The sequence below is a fragment of the Bartonella numerosa genome, assembly GCF_037070845.1.
In the GTDB taxonomy this organism is placed as follows: domain Bacteria; phylum Pseudomonadota; class Alphaproteobacteria; order Rhizobiales; family Rhizobiaceae; genus Bartonella.
Map to the genome: position 1 here is coordinate 32,717 of NZ_JAYMZI010000006.1, position 12,424 is coordinate 45,140.

A 12,424-nucleotide genomic window follows, 5' to 3' on the forward strand; every position below is an offset into this window, starting at 1 on the left:
GTAGGAATTTTGGTATGTCTGGTGTGAAAATTCATCCAACTGCTCTTGTAGAAAAAGGAGCGATGCTTGGTGAGGATGTGCTCGTCGGACCGTTTTGCCATATTGGTTCAGAGGCTGTTATTGGAGATGGATGCAGTCTGATGAGCCATGTTGTAATAATGGGAAGAACAACACTAGGCTCTAATAGTAAGGTATTTTCTCATGCAGTTTTAGGTACAGATCCACAAAATAATAAGCATAAGGGAGGTCACACAACTCTTTCTATTGGTAAAAATTGCACAATTCGTGAGGGTGTGACGATGCATAGGGGATCAGATTCGAGTACGGGAGTGACACTTGTTGGTGATGATTGCCAATTTTTTTGTTATGCGCACGTTGCTCATGATTGCTGTGTAGGAAATCATGTAACGTTTGCAAATAACGCAATGATTGCTGGTCACGTTAGTATTGGTGATCACGTCATTATCGGCGGAGGTTCTGCTGTACATCAATTTGTTCGTGTTGGGCATTACGCGTTTATAGGTGGTGTCTCGGCGTTGGTTGGTGACTTAATACCCTACGGGACGGCCGTTGGAGTGCAGGCAAAGCTTGCTGGATTAAATATAACCGGCATGAAGCGTGCCGGTTTAAAACGCAAGGATATTCATGCGTTACGCCATGCTGTTGCTATGCTTTTTGATCGCAGCAAACCGTTCAGAGAACGTGTAAGCGATGTTTCTTCTGGTTCTACTTCTCAGCCTGTTCTTGATGTCGTCAGGTTCATTCAGGAGGAAGGGAAACGTTTTTATTGTACACCAAAATTTGAAGATGATAGAGCAAAAGAAAATAGGGGTTAAGAATGTCCGTTTCTAGTGCTAGGAGTTTTCTTTCTGGGAGGACTGCTATTATAGCGGGGAATGGTGTTTTGCCTATCACTGTTGCTCAAGCTCTTGAAAAGCACGGACAAAATCCTTTCATTGTACTTTTGCGTGGAGAAGCAGATGAAATGCTTTGCCGTTATGAGTGTTGTGAATTATCGATTGTTGAATTGAAACGACTTGTTACAACTTTGAAAGCGGCTGGAGTTTGTAATGTTGTATTTGCGGGAGGGGTAAAAAAGCGGCCTCTTTTAAAGCATTTACGTTTCGATTGGCCAACTTTTTTGTCTTTTCCCAAAATACTTGGGGCTCTGGGGAGCGGGGATGATGCATTATTAAGGGCTTTTATACGGATCATTGAGGCATATGGTTTTTGTGTAATTGGTGCTCACGAGATAGTTCCGGATTTATTGGCTCCAATGGGGTTCGACTTGACATTGCAGCGTGCCACTCGAAAAGAAAAAAAAGATATTTTGTTGGCAGTAGAGGCCGCAAAGCTTTTAGGACGATTGGATATTGGGCAAGCAGCTGTAGCTATCAGCGGGAGAGTGATCGCTGTGGAGGGTGCAGAGGGAACTGATAACATGTTATGGCGGGTTTCTGAAATGCGAGAAAGGAAGCAAATTCCTCCTAAAGGTGGTGTTCTTGTTAAGTGTGCAAAACCACAACAAGATCATCGCGTTGATTTGCCATCAATTGGTCCTGCGACAATGATAAATATCGCGAAGAGCGGCTTGTCTGGTGTTGCGGTTGAAGCGAATAAAAGTTTGATATTGTCTGTGAAGGCAACTGTAGAGAAAGCTAACAAGCATTCCCTGTTTATTGAAACATTTGAAAATTCTGATTATGAGTGATCGTTTTTTTAAAATTGCTGTCGTTGCAGGCGAAGAATCCGGTGATTTTCTCGGTGCAGATTTAATTAATTGTTTATCCAAACAGACAGGGCGCAACGTTCGTTTGATTGGCGTTGGGGGAAGGCACTTAAAGGCGCTAGGTTTGGAAAGCGTTTTTGATGCTAATGATATTGCCTTAATAGGTTTAGCTGCAGTGTTGAAGAGATTGCCGTTTTTATTGTGGCGGATTCGTAGTTTGTCCAAATTTATTGCGCGGGAACAGCCCGATTGTTTGATTATCATTGATAGCCCTGATTTTACACACCGTGTTGCAAAAAGGGTGCGTGCTTTGGCACCTTCTATTCCTGTCATAAAATATGTTGCGCCGACTATTTGGGCTTGGCGGCCGGAGCGTGCTAAAGCTATGCGCAGATTTATCGATCATGTTTTGGCAATTTTTCCTTTTGAAGAAAAAATTATGGAGGAATTTGAAGGACCTTCTACCACCTATGTTGGACATCGTCTTTTAACTTATCCGCCGCTTTTGGCTGCAAGATCAGAAAAAGAACGCTTGCACGGTAAACAAGAATCACCGCCTACGCTTATTGTTTTTCCGGGGTCACGTGATACGGAGATTTGCTCTTTGATGCCTACTTTTGGAGAAACTATGCAAATTCTCGTACAGCGTATTCCTAATTTGCGTGTTATTTTGCCAACGTTGCCGCACTTGGCAAATAAGGTTCGTCGGTTTATCAAAGATTGGAAAGGAAGAATTGAAATTGTTGTTGGCGAAGATGAGAAGTGGCGTGCCCTTGCAGATGCGGATGTTGCACTTGCTGCGCTTGGGACAGTTTCACTTGAGTTGGCATTAGCAAGAGTTCCTATGGTTCTTTGCTATAAGCTCGATTATTTTGCTAAATTATTTATTCTTCCTAAAATAACGTTATGGAGCGCTGCTCTTCCAAATATTATTTTTGATCAACCTATCGTGCCAGAGTATTTTAATGAGTTTTTGCGACCTGGTATGCTGGCAAGGCAGATAGAGCAGCTTTTATATAACCCTTCATTGAGACAAGCGCAGCTCGATGCTTTTGCGGCGATGGAACGGAAGATGGAGACTAAGGTGCCGTCAGGTGTTCTGTCCGCTCAGACCGTTATTTCTGTTCTAAAAAAGCAGCGTTCTCGAAGTTTTGTAGATAACAAATGTCGTTAACGGTCAATGTTGAATCTTGGAAAGAAAGTCGCGTGCGCGCTGGCTTTTGGGGACGGTAAAAAATTCTTCAGATGCTGTATCTTCAATAATCTTCCCGTTTTCCAAAAAGAGTATTCTCTCCGAAACTTCGCGGGCGAAGCTCATTTCATGGGTGACACAAAGCATTGTCATGCCTGTATTTGCTAATTGAGCCATAACCTCTAAAACTTCTCTGACGCTTTCTGGATCAAGAGCTGATGTTGGCTCATCAAATAGCATCATTTCAGGCTCCATGCAGAGTGCGCGTGCAATCGCGACGCGTTGCTGTTGCCCGCCAGATAGCTGCAAAGGATATTTTTCACGGTGCTTTTCAATTCCAACATGAGCAAGATAGTAGATTGCCCGTTCTCTTGCTTGCTGCTTAGAAAGTCCTTGAACCGTCATAGGCGCCAACGTGCAATTTTGCATAACGGTCATGTGGGGAAATAAATTAAAATGCTGAAAAACCATCCCTACTTTTCGTAAAACATTTTTTTGCTGGTGTATAGGGGCGGTATGAATATCAACATTATGGATACAAATTGAGCCCTCTTGTCCTTTTTCTAGCTGATTGATGCAGCGGATTAGCGTTGATTTTCCTGAACCAGAGGGTCCACAGATAACAATCCGTTCACCAGCTGATACATCTAAATTAATGTCGTATAATACTTGGAAGGTTTTGTACCATTTATTCAAATTGCGAATAGAAATTACTGGTCCTTCAGCGGTATAGGTAGATTTTTTATTTTCAAAATTCATCTTAGTTTCACTCTTTCATTGATGAATAAAATCATTGATTTAGTACTTTTGTTTTGTGAAATTTCTACGACTATTTTTGTTTATCGCAAATACCGCGTTAGGTAGCGTTCGAGAAGAACGATACAATGATGAATAAGTCCAACGATAAGAAGATAAATAAGAGCAGCCCATATGTAAACTTGAAAATCGAATGTGCGTGAGTAAGTGAGTTTAGCAACTCCCATTAAATCATAAACAGTGACAAGTGAGGCGATAGCGCTAGATTTTATCATCAAGATGAATTCATTTCCCAAAGGGCGCAGCGCTGAAACCATCGCTTGTGGAAGGATGATCTTAAAAAAGGTCACAGATTTACTTAGCCCTAAGGCTTTTGAAGCTTCTCTTTGTCCGGTTTTAATTGAGAGAAGGCTCCCCTTGAAGATTTCGGATTGGTAAGCAGCGGAATTAAGCGAAAAAACAAAAAGACAGCAATACCACGCATTTTGGAAAAACCACCATAAGCCGACTTGTTGCCAAAAGTTATTCATTGAACCAAGACCGTAATAAAAGAGAAAAAGTTGGGCTAGTAGGGGAGATCCGCGGAAAAAATATACATAGGTGCGTGCAAAACATCGCAAAATGCTGCTATTCGACGAACGTGCAAATGTAATGCAAACGCCGAGAACAAAACCAGCAGAACAAGCTATGAATGCAAGCTCAAGTGTGACGATTAATCCGTCAATAAATTTTAGTCCATAACGGCTTAAGAGAATAGGATTGAAAAGGAAGTGTAGCCACTCAGGAAACATCAGATCAGTGCCTTTCGATATCCTTTTTTAGCGTATATTTCTAAATAACGCAGTATAACGGAAAAAAATGCTGAAAATGACAAATAGAATAAGCATGCTACAAAGTAAAATAGCATAGGTTCGTTGGTGGCTGCGACCGCTAAATTCGTTTGTCGCATAAGGTCGACTAACGAAATAGTCGAAACGAGGGATGTGTCTTTAAGTAAAGTGAGCCAATTATTAGAAAGCCCCGGTAAGGCGTTTCGCACGAGTTGAGGAAATACAACATGAAAAAAAGTGGTCGATCGTGCAAGTCCTAAAGCTTTGGCTGCTTCATATTGTCCTTCATCAAATACGCTGAATGCCCCGAGCCAAACTTCGCAAGAGAAGGCAGAAAGAACCATACTAAGCGCGAGAATACCGGCGATGAAGGCGTTGATGCTGAATGTTATATTGATGGAAAAATAATCAAGGATTGTCTGGATAACACTCTGCAAGCCGTAATAAACTAAAAATAAAGTTAAAAGCTCCGGTAATCCACGAAACACTGATGAAAAGAAGATAGCAGTAATTTTGGCTATTTTAGCATTAGATCGAATCATTATTGCGTTCAGAAGCCCTAAAGGGAGTCCTATGAGTCCACAGCACAAAGCCAGCGACAACGTCATTCCCGCACTATAAAGTATAACGACACCCCACCCCCCATTGCTAAACGATAGCAACGCTAAATTCTCAATCATTTTTGTGCTCCTCGCAAAGATCTGTACGAAATCCATCAGACATAAGAGGTTTGTTCAATTTTAGTTCACATTGACATTTAATAAATATCAAATGTGAAATATTTTTTCATAATTTTATCATAGGTTTTATCTTCACGGATTTTCTTTAGTGCTTCGTTGAATTTATTTTTAAGATCGTCATTATTCTGGCGTATACCAATCGCAATTGGCGAGCTTGTTCCTTGAAGGATTCCAAGAAGTTGACAGCAATCTTTTCCTTCGTTTTTGAGCCAGTTTGATGCTTGCAGTTCATCAAATATAATTACATCAAGTCTGTGGCTCAAAAGGTCGCGGCTAACTTCTATCGCGGTGGGATAAAGCTTGATATTCACTCCTTTAGAGGCGTAATGGTCTTCTGCGTATGCAGCTTGCGTTGTATTCGATTGCACACCAAGGTTTTTACCCCCAAAAGCTTTTGCAGAGATTTCTTGAATCCCTGAATCTTTGGTAACAATAACAGCTAATGCTGTATTATAATAAGGATCTGTGAAATCAATTTTCTGTAACCGTTCTTGTGTAGGAGCGAGTGAGGCGACGATAGCGTCGTATTTTTTTGCCAGAAGACCAGGGATAATTCCGTCAAAATCTTGAGTCGTGATAATGCACTCGACGTTCATTGCTTCACATAATGCATGAGATATATCAATATCAAAGCCGTGAAGTTCGTTATTCGAATCAACGTAACTAAATGGAGGGTAAGAGCCTTCACTCGCGATTTTTAGCGTTGTAGCGTGAGTTATTTGAGCAAATAATGTTGCAATTATCGTAAAGGCTGTTGCCAATGGATTCATTCTATTCTCCTGTTTGATGAGTGGGAAGATCGGGGTTGTCGCGCGTTTTTATAGTCTGTAAACTATTTCGAGGGCAATGCAAAAATCTATCGGTATTCATTTTGTTATCATCATGAAAACGCTGTTATAAAAAAAATATTCATTTTTATTCAATATAAGCACGGTAGATATAGGAAAATAAAAATGAATGTTCCATTCACCCAAGGTTATTTTTTATTGGGTAGTTTGCTTTTGTTGTTTTTTGCCATAAAGATTAAGAGTGCAGTTTTGAAAAATATCCTCTGAATTTAAGTTCGGAAGGATGCAAATGGAGCATTATCTGTTATGATTTTATTACCACAGAATATTTGCAGTATGCTGAGGTATACAGAGCTTATATCGGTTATCATTTTGCTTATAAAGGCAGCATATCATCTGTGACATACTAGGAATAATAATTATTTTGGGTTAGATACGGTTGCATGGCACTGCTTTATCATCTTTGAAAGACTATTAATAATAACATGCTCTGTCTTTTTTGGTGACTCGTAGGAAAAGTGCGCGGTAGTGCGTCCATTGTACCGCTAAAACGGCGTTTTTGCTGTTCTTTTTTATACTTTTTACAAACAAAGAGGGGATATTTTCGCCAGCTTAGTGCCTGTACGTATAGCATTTTAGGTTTACAGGTGGGGTGGTAGATGATGTCTAATTTGGGTGAAATTACAAATCTAATAATCCCTACCGTAATTATTACGGTTTCGACGGTGTGTGGCTGCAAAAATTTGGAATTAAAAAATCATAAAAGCTATATATTTTTTCCACACAAACACACTCGCCCCAGAGCTCCGACAAATTGGAGCCCCGATGGTTGGTTTGTTGCATTTTTTAGCGCGTGCGCTCATCTATGGGGACGTATTCACGTACGGAATATCCTGTGTAAAGTTGGCGCGGTCGCCCGATTTTTTGCGCTGGATCTTCAACCATTTCTTTCCATTGCGCAACCCAACCAACGCTACGTGCTAAGGCGAAAAGAACGGTAAACATTTTAGTCGGAAAGCCTAAAGCTTTTAATGTGATTCCAGAATAAAAATCGACGTTAGGATAAAGCTTCTTTTCAATAAAATATTCATCATTAAGAGCAATATTTTCAAGCGCGACAGCCACATCAAGAAGTGGATCATCTTGGATGTTTAATTCTTTTAGTACTTCATGGCAGGTTTGCTGCATAATTTTTGCACGTGGATCATAATGTTTATAGACTCGATGACCGAATCCCATGAGACGGAAGGGGTCTTTTTTGTCTTTTGCACGTGCTATGAATTCAGGAATTCTTTCTGCAGAACCGATTTCCTTTAGCATATTTAGGCATGCTTCATTGGCTCCGCCATGGGCTGGTCCCCAAAGACACGCAACACCCGCTGCGATACACGCAAACGGGTTAGCTCCTGATGATCCCGCAAGGCGTACAGTAGATGTGGAGGCATTTTGTTCATGGTCTGCATGGAGAGTAAATATGCGGTCCATGGCCCGGACAAGAATGGGATTGACTTTATATTCTTCGCAGGGAACAGAAAAGCACATGTGAAGAAAATTTGCGGCATAACTGAGATCGTTACGTGGGTAAACGAATGGTTGCCCGATGTTGTATTTGTAGGCCATGGCGGCGAGAGTTGGCACCTTTGAAATGAGACGAATAGAAGCGATCATTCTTTGTTGGGGATTTGTTATATCAATGGAGTCATGGTAAAATGCAGACATAGCACCAAGACATGCAATCATAACGGCCATGGGGTGAGAGTCGCGGCGGAAGCCGTGGAAGAATCTGGCAAACTGTTCATGCACCATTGTGTGCTGCATAATACGACGATCGAAGTCAGCCTTTTTTTCCTTCGTTGGCAATTCACCGTAAAGAAGGAGGTAGCAGCTTTCCAGGAAATCTCCCTTTTCAGCAAGTTCGTTGATAGGGTAGCCGCGATAAAGCAATATTCCTTTGTCACCGTCGATGTAGGTGATTTTTGATTCACAAGAAGCGGTTGAGGTGAAACCAGGATCGTAAGTGAAAGTATCCGTTTTCGCATAAAGAGAAGAAATTTCGATGACACCCGGGCCTGCGGTGCCTTTGCGTGTGGGAAGTTCTACTTTTTTATCATTTACAGTAACTTGTGCCTTACTTTCAGACATTAAATATTCCTTTCAAATATTTGCCTCTGAAGCTAAGAGCCGCTTCATTAATAAATATGGAGGTGTGCAACAGAAGCCCTTTCTATCTATATTTAGGGTAGATTTACCCCAAAAGTTAATTCATGCAATCTAAAAATATTTTTTTATTTGCATTTTATCAAATACGTGTCCGGTTACCTAAAATGAATAATACCACTCAATCACGCATTTGTATTTACCAAATATGCTTACATTATCGTTATATGAAAATCAGTGTGTGATTTTAACGAGTTGGTCATGGATGCGATTAAGGGATTCGTTGCGTCCCAATGAAACAAGCACATCAAAAACTCCGGGCGATGTTGTGCGCCCCGTGAGGGCCGCCCGAAGCGGTTGAGCGATAGCTCCGAATTTGATATTTCGCGTTTGTGCATAATGTCGAAGAATCTTATCCAAGGTTTCTGTATTCCAATAGGAGCACGCCTTTAGAGCAAGATAGACATCTTGCAAGATGGCCTGGCCATTTTGGCTTAAGAGTTTTTGTGCTTTTTCATCAAGAAACAATGGCCGTTGCGCAAAAATAAAATAGGCATTATCAATAAGTTCGCGTAACGTTCTTGAGCGCTCTTTTAAGCTTGGCATAGCTGTTAATAATTGGGACTGGCGTTGCTTATCAAGCTTTTCAATTATCTCTGATCCCCCTTCAATTTCTGGCAAAATATTAAAAACGGCGTCGAGGAGATGTTGGTCACTGCTTACACGCATATAATGCCCATTGATAGCATCTAATTTTTTAAAATCAAAACGAGATGCAGCTTTGTTAATGTCGTCGATATCAAACCAAGAGATCATATCTCCAATTGAAATTAGTTCATCATCACCATGGCTCCAACCTAAACGAACTAAGTAATTGAGCAAAGCGTCAGGAAGATACCCCATTATCCGGTAGGCATCAACTCCCAGTGCACCATGGCGTTTTGATAATTTCGCTCCGTTTTCACCGTGAATGAGTGGGATGTGTGCCATAATGGGGATATTCCATCCCATTGCATGGAAAATAATTGCTTGACGTGCCGCATTTGTGAGGTGATCGTCACCGCGTATGATATGGGTTATCCCCATATCGTGATCATCAACGACAACTGCATGCATGTAGGTTGGAGAGCCATCAGAACGCAAGATGATAAAATCATCCAAATCTTTGTTGGGAAATCGGACATCTCCTTGAACGCGATCATGCAAAATCGTTTCTCCATCTCGTGGTGCCTTTATGCGAATTACAGGCTTGATATTCTTGGGAGCTTCAGAAATATCACGATCACGCCAGCGTCCATCATAACGTGGTGGACGTCCTTCCGAATGGGCTTTCTCGCGCATTTCAGTTAATTCTTCGGGTGAAGCATAACAGTAATAAGCCTTTCCGTCTCTTACCAATTGCTCAGCAACTTGGCGATGACGTTCTGCTCGTGAAAATTGTGAAATAGGGTCACCATCATAGCTAAGTCCTATCCAGTGTAAGCCATCTATAATGGCTTGTACAGCTGCTTCTGTTGAACGTTCTCGATCTGTATCCTCGATACGGAGGAGCATTTTTCCTCCTGTATGTTTTGCATAAAGCCAATTAAAAAGGGCAGTACGAACACTTCCAATATGAAGAAAGCCTGTAGGTGATGGGGCAAAACGAGTAACGACAGACACGGATATCTTCCTTTAGCAAATCAAATTAAGACATTTATATAGAACTTTGCGGGAAGGTCATGTTAGCATAGGCTACAAAGTGTGCAACAGTTACATCCCCGAGTGGAATAGAAGATGCTAGTATTAAATCAAAATAAAGTTAAGGATAATTTACAAAAAAGTTTCATCGAAAACTTGATTTTATGTGGCAGAGTATTTTTCGGACTTTTCACAGCATAACGAATACGGATGACAACAAATAAAAGATTTCTTCGTTTATGTCTTTAAAAAAAACAATAATTTTTTTCTGGAAGTGGTTGGTAGACTGCATATACAGAGAAATTTCTTTTGGGCTTCCCTTCTTATTAGTTTTTGTATTCTTTTCCATAGGAATCATTTTTTATTTCAGTTTAAATCAAGAGCCAAGTTGGGAACAATTGATTGCGTTGGTTAGCGCATTCCTTGGAATATTTTATGTTTTACGCTCTTGTAGAGGAATGTGGTTCATTGTGGGGTTTGTACTCTGCATTGTATTGGGAGTTTTGGCTGCAAAAATCGAAACGTGGCGTGTCTCTACATCGATGTTAGGTAGTGATATTTTTACCACATTAACGGGAAGAGTCGCTTCTATCGAGCCAACGGGGAAAAGAGATTTTCGCATAATTTTGGACGTTTTGAAAACAGAAAAGCCATTGTTACTCCATGGGCCTAATCGTGTTCGCTTATCTGCTCGGCATTTGCCATATGGATTGGCGATCGGCGATGGATTATACGGAAGGGTTAAAATTCTTGCATTATCTGGTCCGGTACGACCTGGGGGTTATGATTTTAGCTTTCACAATTACTTTAAAACCATTGGTGCTCAAGGAGTTTATTTGGGAAAACCAGCCAAGGTATCAGTTCCACAGCCTGAGACAATGTTTGGTACAGTTTTACAGAAAATTGAAAATTTACGGATGAATGTGACACAAAAAATCCGTACGGCTATTGGTGGGGAAAATGGCCGTGTGGCGGCAGCTCTCATAACAGGGCAGCGGGGCGGCATTTCGTACGACACAAATGAAGCGCTGCGTGCCGTTGGATTGGCGCATATTTTGTCAATATCAGGATTGCATATGGCTTTATTGGGTGGCATAATTCTCTTCGGTGTCCGCGGTTTTTTGGCATTTTTTACGGTTTTTTCGTCACATTATCCCGTCAAGAAATTTGCTGCCGTCGCGGCATTGATGGTCACGGCTTTTTACTTGCTATTGTCCGGAGTGACCGTGTCCGCGCAGAGAAGTTTTATAATGATTGCTGTGATGCTGGTTGCGGTGTCTTGCGGTCGTTCTCCGGTAACGATGCGTAATTTCGCTGTTGCGGGTTTGATAACTTTATCTATCGCTCCACATGAAATATTAAGTCCAAGCTTTCAAATGTCTTTTTCAGCGACTGCGGCTTTGATTGCTTTTTTTGATTGGTATAATGGGAGGTCGTTTTTTCGTGCAAGAAAGGCCACACCTTTTCAAGTTGGGGATAAGGTCGTCCGTTTTATCTTTTCTTCGATTGCTTCAATATCTGTGTCTTCGCTTGTAGCAGGATCTGTGAGTGGAGTTTATGCTACTTATCATTTTTCTAATGTTGCACCGCTTGGCATCATAAGCAACACTTTAGCTTTGCCTATTATGTCAATGTTAATCATGCCTTTTGGGTTGATTGCGGTATTCGCAATACCCTTTGGGCTTGAATGGCTGCCTTTGCAAATTATGGGGCTTGGTGTTGGTGCTGTGATAAAAATTGCTCGTGCTATCAGGAATATTTCTCCTGTTTTGAATCCCAGTTTTATGCCGCTATCTGCGCTAATTTTGTTTACTTTAGGCTTTGTTGGATTGATTTTTTGTAGAACGGGAATCAGATTTTTCTTCAGCATCTTTATTCTCGCTGGTATTTATGTTTTTTTGACATATCCACCTGTGCAATTAATTATAGCAAACGATATGATGCTGGTAGGTGTTATTAACGGGGAAAAATTGTACACTGATCGCCATTATATCTCTAAATTTACGAGATCTATATGGAAAAAGTCATTCCGTGTGAGTGAGGTTGTCAAACCGGCAAGGTACGGCCCTTTATTTCACGGACAATTTATTTGTGATGATCGTGTTTGTACGTCTGTGTCAGCAGATGGGTTAAGAGTTGTTGTTCTGCACGGAGAAATCGACCGATGTGTGGAAGCAGATATAGTTATTAAGGCATTTAAATCGGAAAGTAAGATATGCGATCGTGAGACACAAATAATATTTACACTCCAAGAGTTATTATTACGGGGAAGCGTCATGATGACAAAAAATGGGGATATTATTTGGTCTTCTTTTGGTGCTTCCAGGCCTTGGAATATGCACAGGAAGTATTCCCAAAATTGAGTATATCATGTTTCTATTAAAAATGGTGGGTTGCAGTGTCACCGAAAGCAGATTTTTAAACATCTGGGTGAACTGTAACTTCATAGAGATACACGAAGTCAGCGTACGTAATTTACATTAAGGGACTGGCTTAAGACAGTTATTAGGTATGAAAAATATTAGTGGATTTGGAAAAAGGTAAAATATTGA

At 40.9% G+C, this 12,424-nt stretch carries 9 protein-coding genes and 1 pseudogene; 4 read left to right on the forward strand and 6 right to left on the reverse strand.

The window, feature by feature from the left end:
* Nucleotides 1–14 precede the first annotated feature (14 nt).
* From lpxA to lpxB, 3 genes are read left to right on the forward strand one after another with little or no spacing between them, the layout of a single operon-like run.
* A complete protein-coding gene (gene lpxA, locus WCP75_RS03415; RefSeq protein ID WP_336276850.1) occupies nt 15–836 on the forward strand; it encodes an acyl-ACP--UDP-N-acetylglucosamine O-acyltransferase in 822 nt (273 codons plus the stop codon).
* Nucleotides 837–838: 2 nt separating this feature from the next.
* Nucleotides 839–1,711, forward strand: a complete 873-nt coding sequence (locus tag WCP75_RS03420) for an LpxI family protein (RefSeq protein WP_336276851.1) — start codon at nt 839–841, stop codon at nt 1,709–1,711.
* A complete protein-coding gene (gene lpxB / locus WCP75_RS03425) occupies nt 1,704–2,903 on the forward strand; it encodes a lipid-A-disaccharide synthase (RefSeq protein WP_336276852.1) in 1,200 nt (399 codons plus the stop codon). Before WCP75_RS03420 ends, lpxB begins: the two co-directional genes overlap by 8 nt.
* Before the next feature lie 3 nt (nt 2,904–2,906).
* On the opposite strand, the gene WCP75_RS03430 is transcribed toward lpxB, so the two are convergent.
* The 6 genes from WCP75_RS03430 to gltX form a co-directional block, all read right to left on the reverse strand.
* Entirely contained in the window at nt 2,907–3,680 is a 774-nt protein-coding gene (locus WCP75_RS03430; protein ID WP_336276853.1) for an amino acid ABC transporter ATP-binding protein, read from the reverse strand.
* An 80-nt stretch (nt 3,681–3,760) separates the two neighbouring features.
* The gene (locus tag WCP75_RS03435) at nt 3,761–4,468 is read right to left on the reverse strand and encodes an ABC transporter permease (protein ID WP_336276854.1); all 708 of its coding nucleotides are present in this window, start codon (nt 4,466–4,468) and stop codon (nt 3,761–3,763) included.
* Nucleotides 4,468–5,187 (reverse strand): ABC transporter permease, encoded by a 720-nt coding sequence (locus WCP75_RS03440; protein ID WP_336276855.1) that lies wholly within the window; start codon nt 5,185–5,187, stop codon nt 4,468–4,470. Before WCP75_RS03440 ends, WCP75_RS03435 begins: the two co-directional genes overlap by 1 nt.
* Nucleotides 5,188–5,264: 77 nt before the next feature.
* The gene (locus tag WCP75_RS03445) at nt 5,265–6,017 is read right to left on the reverse strand and encodes a transporter substrate-binding domain-containing protein (RefSeq protein WP_336276856.1); all 753 of its coding nucleotides are present in this window, start codon (nt 6,015–6,017) and stop codon (nt 5,265–5,267) included.
* Between the two features lie 864 nt (nt 6,018–6,881).
* Complete coding sequence (locus tag WCP75_RS03450) at nt 6,882–8,177, reverse strand: citrate synthase (RefSeq protein ID WP_336276857.1); 1,296 nt, start codon at nt 8,175–8,177, stop codon at nt 6,882–6,884.
* Nucleotides 8,178–8,426: 249 nt separating this feature from the next.
* Complete coding sequence (gene gltX / locus WCP75_RS03455) at nt 8,427–9,854, reverse strand: glutamate--tRNA ligase (RefSeq protein WP_336276858.1); 1,428 nt, start codon at nt 9,852–9,854, stop codon at nt 8,427–8,429.
* 114 nt (nt 9,855–9,968) lie between these two features.
* Between gltX and WCP75_RS03460 the strand changes: the two are divergent.
* Nucleotides 9,969–12,235: pseudogene (locus WCP75_RS03460) on the forward strand (ComEC/Rec2 family competence protein).
* The last annotated feature ends 189 nt before the right edge of the window (nt 12,236–12,424 follow it).